The organism is Burkholderia sp. AU33423 (genome assembly GCF_002223135.1).
GTDB classification, from domain to species: Bacteria; Pseudomonadota; Gammaproteobacteria; order Burkholderiales; family Burkholderiaceae; genus Burkholderia; species Burkholderia lata_D.
Map to the genome: position 1 here is coordinate 1,282,971 of NZ_NKFH01000007.1, position 13,853 is coordinate 1,296,823.

The following is a 13,853-nucleotide window of genomic DNA, read 5'->3' on the forward strand; positions in this document are numbered from 1 at the left end:
TCGGACGGCCCGCGGCCCGACCGGCTACGTGTTACAAGCAGCCGGCCGTGCTGGCGACTACCCCAGTCAGTCGTCGAGCAGCGACAGGTCGCGCACGGCACCCTTGTCGGCGGACATGACCAGCTTCGCGTAGGCCTTCAGCGCAGCGGACACCTTGCGCGGACGCGGCTGCGCCGGCTTCCAGCCCTTTGCGTTCTGCTCTTCGCGGCGGCGCGCCAGTTCCTCGTCCGACACCAGCACGTCGATCGTGCGGTTCGGGATGTCGATACGGATCTTGTCGCCGTCGCGCACGAGTCCGATCGCGCCGCCCGCTGCCGCTTCCGGCGAGCAATGGCCGATCGACAGGCCCGACGTACCGCCCGAGAAGCGGCCGTCCGTCAGCAGTGCGCATGCCTTGCCGAGGCCCTTCGACTTGATGTAGCTGGTCGGGTAGAGCATTTCCTGCATGCCGGGGCCGCCCTTCGGGCCTTCGTAGCGCACGATCACCACGTCGCCCGCCTTGACCTTGTCGTTCAGGATGTTGTCGACGGCCTCATCCTGCGATTCGGTCACGTGCGCCGTGCCTTCGAACACGAGGATGCTTTCGTCGACGCCGGCCGTCTTCACCACGCAGCCGTCGACCGCGATGTTGCCTGTCAGCACCGCGAGGCCGCCTTCCTTCGAGAACGCATGCTCGTACGAGCGGATGCAGCCTTCGGCGCGATCGAGATCGAGGCTCGGCCAGCGCGTGTTCTGGCTGAACGCGACCTGCGTCGGGATACCGGCCGGGCCGGCCTGGTAGAACGTGCGGACCGCGTCGTCCTGCGTGCGGACGATGTCCCACTGGTCGAGGGCGTCCTTCAGCGACGGCGCGTGCACGGTCGGCACGTCGGTGTGCAGCTTGCCGGCGCGGTCGAGCTCGCCGAGGATCGCCATGATGCCGCCTGCGCGGTGCACGTCCTCGATGTGGTACTTGTTCGTGTTCGGCGCGACCTTGCACAGCTGCGGCACGACGCGCGACAGGCGGTCGATGTCCTTCATCGTGAAGTCGATGCCGGCTTCCTGCGCGATCGCCAGCAGGTGCAGGATCGTGTTGGTCGAACCGCCCATCGCGATGTCCAGCGTCATCGCGTTCTCGAATGCCTTGAAGCCAACCGAGCGCGGCAGCACGCGCTCGTCGTCCTGCTCGTAGTGCTGGCGGGTGAGTTCGACGATGCGACGGCCGGCGCGCTTGAACAGTTGCTCGCGATCGGCGTGCGTGGCCACCACCGTGCCGTTCCCGGGCAGCGACAGGCCGAGCGCTTCGGTCAGGCAGTTCATCGAGTTCGCGGTGAACATGCCCGAGCACGAGCCGCAGGTCGGGCAGGCCGAGCGTTCGACTTCGGCGACTTCGGCGTCGGAATACGACGGGTCGACCGCGATCACCATCGCGTCGACGAGGTCGAGCTTCTTCACCTCGATGGCCTTGGTGACCGGGTTCGCGAGACGCGTCTTGCCCGCTTCCATCGGGCCGCCCGACACGAAGATCACCGGGATGTTGAGGCGCATCGCGGCCATCAGCATCCCCGGCGTGATCTTGTCGCAGTTCGAGATGCAGACCATCGCGTCCGCGCAGTGCGCGTTCACCATGTATTCGACCGAGTCGGCGATGATGTCGCGGCTCGGCAGCGAATACAGCATGCCGTCGTGGCCCATCGCGATGCCGTCGTCGACCGCGATCGTGTTGAATTCCTTCGCGACGCCGCCGGCAGCCTCGATCTCGCGCGCGACGAGCTGGCCGAGATCCTTCAGGTGCACGTGCCCCGGCACGAACTGGGTGAACGAGTTGACGACCGCGATGATCGGCTTCGAGAAATCGTCGTCTTTCATGCCGGTGGCACGCCAGAGCGAGCGCGCACCTGCCATGTTGCGGCCAGCGGTGGAAGTTTTGGAACGGTAAGTGGGCATGGTCGTTGCTGAAGAAATATCGCGGGAAAAGGGTGGAGGCACGGGAATAAAGGCCTCTCTCGCGCCCGTGCGAACAACCTCTTGAGCTGCGCCCTGGGCAAACTCGGCGATTATCCCACAGCCGCCGGGCCCGCGGCGCCGGCGGGAGCGGGCGAGCGGCGCGGGTGGGGCGCGGCGGGCAGCGCGTAGGCGCACAAAGCGAACAATGCGTGGCGCGAAGACGCAATGGCGGGAACACGCGAAGCCGGAAGCCGGCCATCGCCAGCGGAGCCCGGCGGCGGCTTCATCGCCCGTCTTGCCGACGATGAAGCCGCACCGCTCGATCGCGCGTCAATCGAGCAGCGTCAGGATCTCGTCGTACAGCGGCTTTGGAATCCGCACGCCGTTCGCGATGCTGCGCGCGCGGGCGTCGAAGCGGCGTTGCGACGGCAGCCGCGCACCCTGCGCGACGATCGATTCGAACATCCGTTCGCCGCGCGCGAGCCCCGTGTCGAGATCGTCGCCGAGGAACACCTTCGGGTCGAACGCGATCACGAGCTCGCCATGGCATGGCGTCGCGCCGACGCCTTCGTCGAAGTCCATCGACTCGCGGCTCGTCATGTCGCCGATCAGCGCGCCGCCGAGCAATTCGACCATCGCCGCGAGCGCCGAACCCTTGTGGCCGCCGAACGTGCGCATCGCGCCCTGCAGCGCGGCTTTCGGATCGGTGGTCGGCCGGCCGTCGGAGTCGATCGCCCATTCCGGCGGGATCGCTTTGCCTTGCTTCGCATGCAGCTCGATGTCGCCGCGCGCGATCGCGCTCGTCGCGAAATCGAACACGAACGGCACGCTGCCCGGGCGCGGCCACGCGAACGCGATAGGGTTGGTGCCGAACACCGGCTCCTTGCCGCCTTCCGGCGCGACCCAGCTATGGCTCGGGTTCATCGCGATGCCGACGAGCCCCTCGGCCGCGATGGCCTCGACTTCCGGCCACAGCGCGGAGAAGTGGTAGCAGTGGTTGATCGTCATCGCGGCGATGCCGTGCTGCTTCGCCATCTCGACGAGCACCGGCAGGCCGGTCTCGAAGCTCAGCAGCGAAAAGCCGCGATGCGCGTCGACCGAGACGATCGACGACGACAGCCGGCGCAGCGTCGGCACGGCTTGCGGATCGACCTTGCCCTTCTTCAGCGAACGCACGCAGACGAGCAGCCGGTACACGCCGTGCGAATGGCATTCGTCGCGCTGGCCCTGCGTGATCACGTTGGCGATGGCACGCGCATGGGCGTCGGACATGCCGTTGTGCGTCAGCACGCGCAGCGCGAGCGCGTGGACTTCGTCGAGCGACAGGACGACTTCGGCGATCGGCTCAGACATGGTTCGCCTCCCGCGGCGCGGGCACGCCGTCGATACGTTGCGGCACGTTCAGCGGATTGCCGCTGCGGACCGCGTCCGGCAGCAGCGCGTCCGGCAGGTCCTGATACGACACGGGGCGCAGGAAGCGCTCGATCGCGCGCGCGCCGACGGACGTCGTCCGCGTATCGGACGTGGCCGGGAACGGGCCGCCGTGCACCATCGCGTGGCCAACCTCGACACCCGTGCCGAAGCCGTTGACGAGAATGCGGCCGGCCTTGCGCTCGAGCAGCGGGCGCAGCGCGGCGAACAGCGGCGCGTCGCCGTCGGCGAGGTGCGCGGCGATCGTCAACTGGCCTTCGAGCGACTTCAGCACGCGATGCAGCGTGTCGGCGTCCGGGCAACGCACGATCAGCGAAGCGGGGCCGAACACCTCGTCGCGCAACTCGGAATGCGCGATGAAAGCGTCGGCCGAGGTCGCGAGCAGCGCCGCGCGGGCCTGCAGGCGATTGCCTTCGGCGCCTTGTGCGAGCAGCTCGACGGCAGCGTGATCGCGAAGCGCCGCGACGCCCTGTTCGTAGCTGGCGTGGATGTGCGGCGTCAGCATCGTTTGCGCGGGCGCGGCACGCACCGCAGCGGCGGCCGATTCCTCGAACGCGCGCAGCGCGGGCCCGTCGACGGCGAGCACGAGGCCCGGGTTCGTGCAGAACTGCCCGGCGCCGAGCGTGAGCGACGCGACGAACTGCGGCGCGATCGCATCGTGGCGCGCGTCGAGCGCGGCGGGAAACAGCAGCACGGGATTGATCGAGCTCATTTCCGCATAGACGGGAATCGGCTCGGGGCGGGCGGCCGCGATGTGCATCAGCGCGACGCCGCCGCCGCGCGAGCCGGTGAAGCCGACCGCCTTGATGCGCGGATCGGCGACGAGCGCCTGGCCGATCTCGCGCGATGCGTCGAACAGCAGCGAGAACACGCCGGCCGGCATCCCGCATTCACGCGCGGCCTGCTGGATCGCGCGGCCGACGAGTTCCGACGTGCCTGGGTGCGCCGAATGCGCCTTGACGATCACCGGGCAGCCGGCCGCGAGTGCCGACGCGGTATCGCCGCCGGCGACCGAGAACGCGAGCGGGAAGTTCGACGCACCGAACACGGCGACGGGCCCGACCGCGACGTTGCGCAGGCGCAGATCGACGCGCGGCAGCGGCTTGCGCTCGGGGCGCGCCGGATCGATTCGCGCGTCGAGAAAACCGCCGTCGCGCACGAGCGACGCGAACAGTGCGAGCTGGCCGACCGTGCGGCCGCGCTCGCCTTCGATGCGCGCACGCGGCAGGCCCGTTTCGATGACGCAGCGCTCGATCAGGTCGTCGCCGAGCGCCATGATGTGACGGCCGATCGCGTCGAGAAACGCGGCGCGGGCTTCGAGCGACGTTTCGCGATAGGTGTCGAAGGCGTCGTCGGCGAGCGCGCAGGCCGTCTCCAGGTCGTGCAGGCTCGCACCGCCGAAGGCAGGTTCGAGCCGTTCGCCGGTTGCGGCGGCGATCGCGTGGAGGGTGCCGTTCTGTCCGGCGACGGCGGACTGGCCGATCAGGAGCTGACCTGTGAGTTGCATGGTTTTCCTCGGAAAAAGCAGGGGCCGGGCGTGGAGCGCCCGGCCGAAGGGATCATGGGAAGGGGAACGAGTGCGTCAGTCCTCGTCGTCGTCGAGTTGCAGCTTGTCGGCGCGCACGCCGGTGTTCGCCCCCCAGTAGTAGATGACGAGCGCGACGGCCGCGACGACGACCGTGTCGTACGGATGCGCAAGCTGCCCTGTGCCGCCGAAGCCGCCGAGATACGACAGCACGATCATCGCGGCATAGAACGCGATCAGCCATGCGGACGAACGCACTTGTTCGGCGAGGCTCAGGTGCGCGGTCGGCACCCAGCGGCGGCACGCGAGATAGATCACGAACATCACGATCTGCAGGCCGAGCAGCCAGGACACCGTGCTCCAGCCCGACCAGTAGACGATCAGCGCGGCGATCACGAACGACGCCGGGCCGGTGATGCCGAACGCGCTGGCGCGGAACGGCCGCGGCAGGTCGGGTGCGGTGCGGCGGAGGGCGGCGACCGACACGGGGGCGACCGCATAGCTCAACACCAGCGCGGCCGACACGATGTTGATCAGCGCTTCCCACGACGGGAACGGCAGCGTCCAGAAGATCGCGAGGCCGAACGTGAGCCACAGGCCCGCGCGCGGGATGCCCGACGCTTCGTCGACGCGCGTGAACACCTTGAAGAACGTGCCCGTCTTCGCCCAGCCGTAGACGACGCGCGGCGTTGCATTCATGTAGATGTTGCCGCAGCCGCTCGGCGAGATCATCGCGTCGGCGACGACCATCACCGCGAGCCAGCCGACGCCGAGCGCCAGCGCGATGTCGCGGTACGGCAGCGAGAACGCCTTGCTCACGTCGTGCCAGCCGGCGGCGAGCATGTCGGTGGGGATGCTGCCGATGAACGCGAGCTGCAGCAGCACGTAGATCAGCGTCGACAGCAGGATCGACAGGATCAGCGCGATCGGGATCGTGCGCTGCGGATTGCGCACCTCGCTCGCGACCGACACGATCGGCGTGAGCCCGAGGTACGCGAAGATGATGCCGCCCGCGGACACGGCCATCTCGATGCCCGGCATGCCGAACGGCGCGAAGCCCTGGATCGTCAGGTTCGCGGGCTTGAAGAACGTGAACAGCACCGCGATCACGGCCAGCGGCACGATGAATTTGAAGATGCTGATGATGTTGTTCGCCTTCGCGAACGTCTTCACGCTCGAATAGTTCAGGTAAAAGAAGAAGCACAGCAGCGCGGCCTGCACGAGCCAGCCGAGCGTGGTCGGGTCGCTCGATCCTGCGACGGTCAGGCCCGGAAACCATGCAGCCGCATACTGGCGCGCGGCGACGACTTCGATCGCGATCAGGCTCGAAAAGGCGATCAGCGTGATGAAGCCCATCAGGTAGCCGAGCAGCGGGCCGTGCGAGAACACCGGGTAGCGGACCACGCCGCCCGCGCGCGGCAGCGCGGCGCCGAGTTCGCAGTAGACGATGCCGAGCAGCAGCACCGCGAAGCCGCCGAGCAGCCACGAGAAGATGCCGGCCGGGCCCGCGATCGTCGACACGTGACTCGCGGCGAACAGCCACCCCGAACCGAAAATGGCGCCGAGACCGATGAACGTGAGATCGGTCAGCGACAGCTGTTTCTTGAACTTGCCGTGACCCGCGTCGGGGTGCGCGGAACGGGAAAGCGGGACAGACGGGTGAGCGTTGCCTTGGCCTGGCATGGGCGTGTCTCCTGGAGGAATATAGGCTTGAGGTGCGCCGCGCTCCGACGGAGCAGCGGCGCTCGCCTGCCGGCCGGCGTCGCCCGGTTCGAACGACCGGGGCGGGCTGCGGGACGTTCACGCGCGGCGCGGGCGGGCGCCGGTATGAACGGGCCCGCAGGCCATGCCGGACCGGAGACGGCGGCGCGCGGGGGAAAGCCCGCAAGCCGCCGCAGGGGAGTCGATCAGAGACCGACGTCGGGCAGCGCCGGGCGCGTTTCGAGCGCCTTCGCGACGATGGCCTTCACTTCCGCGAGCGTGTCGCCCTGCAGCGCGAGGCGCGGCGGACGCGTGATCGCGCTGCCGCGGCCGACCAGCTCTTCGCACAGCTTGATGCACTGCACGAGGTCGGGGCGGGCGTCGAGGTGCAGCAGCGGCATGAACCAGCGATACAGCGCGAGCGCTTCGTCGAAACGCTTCTGCTTCGCGAGGCGGAACAGCGTCTCGCCTTCCTTCGGGAACGCGTTCGACATGCCCGACACCCAGCCTTCGGCGCCGACGGCAATGCTCTCGACCACGACGTCGTCGAGGCCCGCAAACAGCACGAAGCGATCGCCGACCGCGTTGCGCAGGTCGATGAAGCGGCGCGTATCGCCCGACGAATCCTTGAAGCAGACGATGTTTTCGCAATCCTGCAGCGCGATCAGCACGTCGGGCGTCACGTCGTTCTTGTAGATCGGCGGGTTGTTGTAGACCATCACCGGCAGGTCGGTGCTGGTTGCGACCGCGCGGAAGTGCGCGGCGGTTTCGTGCGGCTTCGCCGAGTAGACGAGGGCGGGCATCACCATCACGCCGTCGACGCCGACGCGTTGTGCCTCACGTACCGTGTTGCGCGCGAATTCGGTCGTGAACTCGGCGATGCCGGCGATCACCGGAATCTTGCCACCGGCCGCGTCGCGTGCGGCTTCGATCACCTGGAGCTTCTCGCTCGTCGACAGCGACGTGTTTTCGCCGACCGTGCCGCAGACCACGAGGCCCGATACGCCGTCGTTCACCAGGTTCTTCACCACGCGGTGCGTGGCATCGATGTCGAGGGAAAAGTCCGGCTTGAACTGGGTGCTGACGGCCGGGAAAACCCCGGTCCACTGAATGGCGTTTCGGCTCACTTCAATCTCCTACGTGTTTGTATCGGTCGGCCGACGAGGTGTCGGTGTGCAACCAGTATCGCCGCGCAAATGCCCATCACGCTTGAGTCGTATCGCGGAGCAAAATGACGAAATCGGCACAGCGGCCGGACGGCGCGGGAAGGGCGCTTCGCACTATGCCGATTTCGTCGTCGTCCTCATCGAAAAGCCACAAGCGGGCGGACGCGCGACGGAGGAAGCTGTGCTCCTTTCCCCACTTCGGACGGCTCATGATGAAGCGCATCCAGATCATCGATTCGCACACGGGCGGCGAACCCACTCGGCTCGTCGTGTCCGGTTTCCCCGCGCTCGGCAGCGGCACCATGGCCGAGCGTCGCGACGTGCTCGCGCGCGAGCACGACCGTTACCGCACCGCATGCATTCTCGAACCGCGCGGCAGCGACGTGCTGGTCGGCGCGCTGCTGTGCGAACCCGTGTCGCCCGAGGCGGCGGCCGGCGTGATCTTCTTCAACAATAGCGGCTATCTCGGGATGTGCGGGCACGGCGCGATCGGCGTCGTGCGCACGCTGCACCATATGGGACGCATCGCGCCCGGCGTGCACCGGATCGAAACGCCCGTCGGCACCGTCGAGGCGACGCTGCACGACGACATGTCGGTCAGCGTGCGCAACGTGCCCGCGTATCGCCATGCGAAGGGCGTCGCGCTCGACGTGCCGGGTTACGGCCCCGTGAAGGGCGACATCGCGTGGGGTGGCAACTGGTTCTTCCTGATCAGCGACCATGGGCAGCGCGTGGCCGGCGACAACGTCGCGGCGCTCACCGCTTATGCGTCGGCCGTGCGCGAAGGGCTCGAACGCGCGGGCATCACCGGCGCGAACGGCGGCGAGATCGACCATATCGAGCTGTTCGCCGACGATGCCGAGCACGACAGCCGCAGCTTCGTGCTGTGCCCGGGCCTCGCCTACGACCGTTCGCCGTGCGGCACCGGCACGAGCGCGAAGCTCGCGTGCCTCGCGGCCGACGGCAAGCTCGCGCCGGGCGCCGTATGGCGGCAGGCGAGCGTGATCGGCAGCGTGTTCCAGGCGAGCTACGAGCAGGCCGAAGGCGGCATCGTGCCGACGATCCGTGGCAGCGCGCACCTGAGCGCGGAAGCGACGTTGCTGATCGAGGAAGACGACCCATTCGGCTGGGGTATTGCGCCGTGAGTGACACGAAGGCGGATGTCGTCGTGATCGGCGCCGGCATCGTCGGCGCGGCGTGCGCGCACGAACTCGCGCAGCGCGGGCTGCGCGTGCTCGTCGTCGACGACGCGAGCGGCGGGGCAACCGGCGCGGGCATGGGGCACCTCGTCGCGATGGACGACAACGCGGCCGAACTCGCGCTCAGCCATTACTCGATCGAACTGTGGCGCGCGCTGAGCGGCGAGATGCCCGAAGGATGCGCGTACCGCAACTGCGGCACGTTGTGGCTCGCCGCCGATGCGCACGAAATGGATCTGGCGCGCGCGAAGCAGGCGACGCTGGCCGCGCATGGCGTGGCGGGCGAACTGATCGACGCGGCGACGCTCGCGCGACTGGAGCCGATGCTGCGTGCGGGCCTCGGCGGTGCGCTGAAGATTCCCGGCGACGCGATCCTCTATGCGCCCGTCACCGCGAACTGGCTGCTGCAGCGCGCGCCGCGCATCACGTTGCGGCGCGACCGGGCCGTCGCGGTCGATGGCCCGAACGTGACGCTCGCGAGCGGCGACACGCTGCGCGCGGAACGGGTGGTCGTCGCGAACGGCGTTGCCGCGCGCACGCTGCTGCCCGAGCTGCCGCTGCGCCCGAAAAAGGGCCATCTGCTGATTACCGACCGCTATCCGGGCCAGGTGTCGCACCAGCTCGTCGAGCTGGGTTATGCGGCGAGCGCGCATGCGAGCGACGGCACGTCGGTCGCGTTCAACGTGCAGCCGCGGCCGACCGGCCAGTTGCTGATCGGTTCGTCGCGCCAGTTCGACACCGAGGATGCGCAAGTCGAGCCGCCCGTGCTCGCGCGCATGCTGCGCCGCGCGGTGGGCTATCTGCCGGACCTGGCCGACCTGAACGGCATCCGCGCATGGACGGGGTTCCGTTCCGCGAGCCCCGACGGGCTGCCGCTGCTCGGCGAGCATCCGGCGCGGCCGGGCGTGTGGCTCGCGGTCGGGCACGAAGGGCTCGGCGTGACGACCGCGCCGGGCAGCGCGCGGCTCGTCGCTGCGCTGATGGCCGGCGAACGGCCGCCCATCGATATCGAACCGTATTTGCCGGGACGCTTTCTGAGCGCGTCCCTCGTAGCCGGAGCGCTGACATGAAACGACCCCCACGCTCACTTCGCTCGCGGTCGACCGGAGCTGGCGCTTCAGCGCTTACTCCGGTCCCATGCACGGCGCCCCCCGCGGGGGCGGTCAGCCTCCTTGGGGCGGCCCGGCGGAGGCTGACATGATCATTCATCTGGACGGCCGCCCGTTGACGGTGGCCGACGGCGCGACCGTCGCGGCCGCCGTCGCGGCGAGCGGCGACGACACGACGCGCGTGTCGTGCACGGGTGCGGCGCGTGCGCCGTTTTGCGGGATGGGCATCTGCCAGGAGTGCAGGATGACGATCGATGGCCGCCGCCGGCTGGCTTGCCAGACGCTGTGCCGCGACGGAATGCAGGTGGAGCGCACGCGATGAAACAGGAACGACTGAGCGTCGACGTCGCGATCGTCGGCGCGGGGCCGGCCGGGCTGTCGGCCGCACGGGCCGCCGCGCGCAGCGGTGCGACGGTTGCGATCGTCGACGACAACCCGCGCGCGGGCGGGCAGATCTGGCGGCAAGGCGCAACGGTTGCGCCGACGCCGGCCGCTGCCGAGCGGCTCGCCGTGTTGCGGCAGCCGAACGTCACGCATCTCGCGGCAACGCGCATCGTCGCCGAAACGCAGCCGGGCACGCTGCTGCTCGAAGACGACGAACGCGGGCTGCTGCTCGATTTCCGCACGCTGATTCTCTGTTGCGGCGCACGCGAGCTGCTGTTGCCGTTTCCTGGCTGGACGTTGCCGGGTGTCACTGGCGCGGGCGGTTTGCAGGCGCTGATCAAGTACGGCCTCGACGTGCGCGGGCAGCGCACGGTGATCGCTGGCAGCGGGCCGCTGCTGTTGGCGAGCGCGGCGACGGCCCGTCAGGCCGGCGCGCGCGTGTCGCACGTGCTCGAACAGGCTGCATGGGGTGACGTGGCCGGTTTCGGGGCAGGGCTGTGGCGCTGGCCGTCGAAGATCGCGCAGGCCGCGAAGCTCGTCACCGCCGCCTATCGGCCCGATGCGCATGTCGTCGAGGCGTTCGGCGACAAGCGGCTCGAACGCGTGCGGATTCGTCAGGGCGATCGCGAGTTCGACGTCGACTGCGACCGGCTCGCGTGCGGCTTCGGCCTCGTGCCGAATACGGTGCTGCCGAGTCATCTCGGCTGCCGGATCGACAACGGCGCGGTGGCGGTCGATGTGCACCAGCGTACGAGCCGCGATGGTGTTTTTGCGGCGGGCGAGTGTACGGGCGTCGGCGGCAGCGAGCTGGCGATGGTCGAAGGCGAAATCGCCGGTTTGGCGGCGACCGGGCAGACGGCGCCGTTGGCTGCGCTGGTTACGCAGCGGGCGCACTGGCAGGTGTTTGCCGATGCCGTGCGCGAGCGCTTTGCGATCCGCGAGCCGATCCGCCGGCTCGCGCGGCCCGACACGTTGCTGTGCCGTTGCGAGGACGTGCGTCTCGATGCCGTCGCGCAAGCGCCGGGCTGGACGGCCGCGAAACTGCAATCGCGTTGCGGGATGGGTGCGTGCCAGGGCCGTGTGTGTGGTGCGGCCGCGCAGACGCTGTTCGGCTGGACACCGCCAATGCCGCGCACGCCGCTCGTGCCCGCGCGGGTCGGCACGCTGATGCTGGATGGCACCGCATCCTGCGACGGCGCGTGAGGCTTCGCATCGTTACGGCAATGGGGCCCGGTTGACGCCGGGCCGCGCCACCTTCAGTCCGCCTTCACTTTTTCCCATCCGCCGACCTGCGGGGCCGCACAGGCCCGCAGACACTCGATCGTCGCGGCCACGGCCGCGCGATTCGCGCTGTCGGGGTGCCAGTACATCGACACCGCGCCCTGGCCCTCGAGCTGCATCGGCAGGATCCGGATCGCGTTCAATTGCGCGAAGCGTTGCGCTGCACGATGCGACGCCACGCCGAGCAGGTCGGTGTTGTTCAGCAGCGTGAGGTTGAGGATCGACGAATTCGATTCGACGCAGTGCGGCGGCCGCACGCGGCCGGCGGCCGACAGTGCGGCCTCCAGCGCGTTGTGCACGGGCGTGCCTGACGGCCATACGATCCACGAGTAGGCGAGCACGTCGTCCCAGCCGACCGACGTCGCACCGGCGAGCGCATGGCCGGGCCGCGCGACGAACACGACCGGATCGACATACAGCGCTTCGGCATGCAGCAGCGGATCGACGGATGTCGACCCCGAGCGGCCCACGACGATATCCAGTTCGCTGCGTGCGAGCTGCGGCATCAGCTGGTTCATCGTGCTTTCGGTGAGCCGCACCTGCGCGCGCGGCATCCGTTTCAGCAGTTGCGACACCGCGAGCGGCACGGTGTCGGCCGCCGCCACGCCCGACGTGCCGATCGTCACGAGGCCGCTGCCGCCTTCCCGCAGCGCGGCCATGTCGTCGCGCGCGATGTCGAGCTGCGCTTCGACCCGGCGTGCATGCTCGATCAGCGCTTCGCCGTACGGCGTCGGCCGCAGGCCGCGTGCATGCCGCTCGAACAGCGGCAGCCCGACGTCCTCTTCCAGTTCCTTCAGCCATTTCGACAGCGCGGGCTGCGTGGTCGCGAGCGCGACCGCCGACTGGCTCAGATTGCCGGTGCCGGCAAGGCTCAACAGTACCTGCAGATGCCGCAGTCGCAGCCGGTGGGTCCAGTCCATCGCATGCCTCGTCGCGAGTAGGTATATCCATAAACATATGGATCAGATGATTTGACCATTTTACCGGGTATGCCTGGGTCGAATATAAATCCGCTAACGGACTGCAGCACGGTTCCCGCCCCGACATAGCGCCGACGCCGATCGGCCGACTCCAAGGAGACATCATGACGACCCACCCGGACGCGTCGCGCGCCGCTTACTACGCACGGATCGCCGAGCAACGCCTGGCGCCGCTGTGGGAATCGCTGCACAACCTCGTGCCGACATCCCCGCAGCCGGCCGCGCAGGCCGCGATCTGGAAGTACGCGCAGGTGCGCGACCTCGTGATGCAGGCCGGCAGCGTGATCAGCGCGGAAGAAGCCGTGCGCCGCGTGCTGGTGCTGGAGAACCCCGGGCTGCCCGGCAAGTCGAGCATGACGCCGACCCTGTACGCGGGGCTGCAACTGATCCTGCCGGGCGAGATCGCGCCGAGCCACCGGCATACGCAGTCGGCGCTGCGCTTCATCGTCGAAGGGCGTGGCGCGTGGACGGCGGTGAACGGCGAGCGCACGACGATGCATCCGGGCGACTTCATCATCACGCCGTCGTGGGCATGGCACGACCACGGCAACCCGTCGGAAGAAGCGGGCGGCGAGCCGGTCGTGTGGCTCGACGGGCTCGACATCCCGCTGCTCGCGAACCTCGACGCGGGTTTCGCGGAGAACTACCCGGAAGCCGTGCAGCCGGTGAATCGCCCGGAAGGCGACAGCTTCGCGCGCTTCGGCCACAACATGGTGCCGGTGCGGCATCGCGTGAGCGATCCGACGTCGCCGGTATTCAGCTACCCGTATGCCCGCAGCCGCGAAGCGCTCGACGCGCTGTACCGGAACGGCGAACTCGACGCGTGGGACGGCGTGAAGCTGCGCTACGTGAATCCCGCGACGGGCGGCTGGCCGATGCCGACGATCGCCACCTTCATGCAGTTCCTGCCTGCCGGTTTCGACGGCCGCACGTACCGCAGCACCGACGCGACGATCTACTGCGTCGTCGAAGGCAGCGGCACCGCGCACATCGGCGGCAACGCCTTCGAATTCGAGCCGCACGACATCTTCGTCGCGCCGTCGTGGGTGCCCGTGCGGCTGTCGGCGTCGTCCGACAGCGTGCTGTTCAGCTATTCCGACCGGCCCGTGCTGTCCGCGCTGAACCTGCTGCGCGAAGCGCGCGACTGACGC

The 13,853-nt window shown here is 68.9% G+C and carries 11 protein-coding genes; 5 read left to right on the forward strand and 6 right to left on the reverse strand.

Annotated elements, in window-relative coordinates; all coding sequences use genetic code 11:
• Nucleotides 1–66: 66 nt before the first annotated feature.
• The 5 genes from ilvD to CFB50_RS24400 all read right to left on the reverse strand — a co-directional run bounded on the left by ilvD (nt 67) and on the right by CFB50_RS24400 (nt 7,710).
• Nucleotides 67–1,926, reverse strand: a complete 1,860-nt coding sequence (gene ilvD, locus CFB50_RS24380; protein ID WP_069251334.1) for a dihydroxy-acid dehydratase — start codon at nt 1,924–1,926, stop codon at nt 67–69.
• A 330-nt stretch (nt 1,927–2,256) separates the two neighbouring features.
• Nucleotides 2,257–3,279 (reverse strand): Ldh family oxidoreductase, encoded by a 1,023-nt coding sequence (locus CFB50_RS24385; RefSeq protein WP_069251335.1) that lies wholly within the window; start codon nt 3,277–3,279, stop codon nt 2,257–2,259.
• Nucleotides 3,272–4,864 carry an aldehyde dehydrogenase (NADP(+)) gene (locus CFB50_RS24390; RefSeq protein ID WP_069251336.1) on the reverse strand — a complete coding sequence of 531 codons (1,593 nt, stop codon included), beginning with the start codon at nt 4,862–4,864 and terminating at the stop codon, nt 3,272–3,274. The genes CFB50_RS24385 and CFB50_RS24390 overlap by 8 nt, the downstream gene beginning before the upstream one ends.
• Nucleotides 4,865–4,939: 75 nt before the next feature.
• Nucleotides 4,940–6,565: an APC family permease gene (locus CFB50_RS24395; protein ID WP_089447482.1), complete on the reverse strand. Its 1,626-nt coding sequence runs from the start codon at nt 6,563–6,565 to the stop codon at nt 4,940–4,942.
• 224 nt (nt 6,566–6,789) lie between these two features.
• On the reverse strand, nt 6,790–7,710 hold the full coding sequence (locus tag CFB50_RS24400) for a dihydrodipicolinate synthase family protein (RefSeq protein ID WP_006484863.1): 921 nt from the start codon (nt 7,708–7,710) through the stop codon (nt 6,790–6,792).
• A gap of 251 nt (nt 7,711–7,961) precedes the next feature.
• Between CFB50_RS24400 and CFB50_RS24410 the strand changes: the two genes are divergently transcribed.
• The 4 genes from CFB50_RS24410 to CFB50_RS24425 all read left to right on the forward strand — a co-directional run bounded on the left by CFB50_RS24410 (nt 7,962) and on the right by CFB50_RS24425 (nt 11,644).
• Nucleotides 7,962–8,894 (forward strand): 4-hydroxyproline epimerase, encoded by a 933-nt coding sequence (locus tag CFB50_RS24410; protein WP_069252905.1) that lies wholly within the window; start codon nt 7,962–7,964, stop codon nt 8,892–8,894.
• Nucleotides 8,891–10,018 (forward strand): NAD(P)/FAD-dependent oxidoreductase, encoded by a 1,128-nt coding sequence (locus CFB50_RS24415; RefSeq protein WP_069251339.1) that lies wholly within the window; start codon nt 8,891–8,893, stop codon nt 10,016–10,018. Before CFB50_RS24410 ends, CFB50_RS24415 begins: the two co-directional genes overlap by 4 nt.
• A gap of 127 nt (nt 10,019–10,145) precedes the next feature.
• Complete coding sequence (locus CFB50_RS24420) at nt 10,146–10,379, forward strand: 2Fe-2S iron-sulfur cluster-binding protein (protein WP_069251340.1); 234 nt, start codon at nt 10,146–10,148, stop codon at nt 10,377–10,379.
• Nucleotides 10,376–11,644: an NAD(P)/FAD-dependent oxidoreductase gene (locus tag CFB50_RS24425; RefSeq protein WP_069251341.1), complete on the forward strand. Its 1,269-nt coding sequence runs from the start codon at nt 10,376–10,378 to the stop codon at nt 11,642–11,644. Before CFB50_RS24420 ends, CFB50_RS24425 begins: the two co-directional genes overlap by 4 nt.
• Before the next feature lie 53 nt (nt 11,645–11,697).
• Here CFB50_RS24425 and CFB50_RS24430 read toward each other — a convergent pair whose 3' ends face one another.
• Nucleotides 11,698–12,642 (reverse strand): LysR family transcriptional regulator, encoded by a 945-nt coding sequence (locus CFB50_RS24430; protein ID WP_069251342.1) that lies wholly within the window; start codon nt 12,640–12,642, stop codon nt 11,698–11,700.
• A gap of 164 nt (nt 12,643–12,806) precedes the next feature.
• Between CFB50_RS24430 and gtdA the strand changes: the two genes are divergently transcribed.
• Entirely contained in the window at nt 12,807–13,850 is a 1,044-nt protein-coding gene (gtdA, locus tag CFB50_RS24435; RefSeq protein ID WP_069251343.1) for a gentisate 1,2-dioxygenase, read from the forward strand.
• Nucleotides 13,851–13,853 lie beyond the last annotated feature (3 nt).

Coding starts and splice junctions, on each gene's coding strand:
- CFB50_RS24395 (WP_089447482.1), bottom strand. CDS start 6,565: ATGCCAGGCCAAGGCAACGCTCACCCGTCTGTCCCGCTTTCCCGTTCC.
- gtdA (WP_069251343.1), top strand. CDS start 12,807: ATGACGACCCACCCGGACGCGTCGCGCGCCGCTTACTACGCACGGATC.
- ilvD (WP_069251334.1), bottom strand. CDS start 1,926: ATGCCCACTTACCGTTCCAAAACTTCCACCGCTGGCCGCAACATGGCA.
- CFB50_RS24385 (WP_069251335.1), bottom strand. CDS start 3,279: ATGTCTGAGCCGATCGCCGAAGTCGTCCTGTCGCTCGACGAAGTCCAC.
- CFB50_RS24410 (WP_069252905.1), top strand. CDS start 7,962: ATGAAGCGCATCCAGATCATCGATTCGCACACGGGCGGCGAACCCACT.
- CFB50_RS24430 (WP_069251342.1), bottom strand. CDS start 12,642: ATGGACTGGACCCACCGGCTGCGACTGCGGCATCTGCAGGTACTGTTG.
- CFB50_RS24425 (WP_069251341.1), top strand. CDS start 10,376: ATGAAACAGGAACGACTGAGCGTCGACGTCGCGATCGTCGGCGCGGGG.
- CFB50_RS24420 (WP_069251340.1), top strand. CDS start 10,146: ATGATCATTCATCTGGACGGCCGCCCGTTGACGGTGGCCGACGGCGCG.
- CFB50_RS24390 (WP_069251336.1), bottom strand. CDS start 4,864: ATGCAACTCACAGGTCAGCTCCTGATCGGCCAGTCCGCCGTCGCCGGA.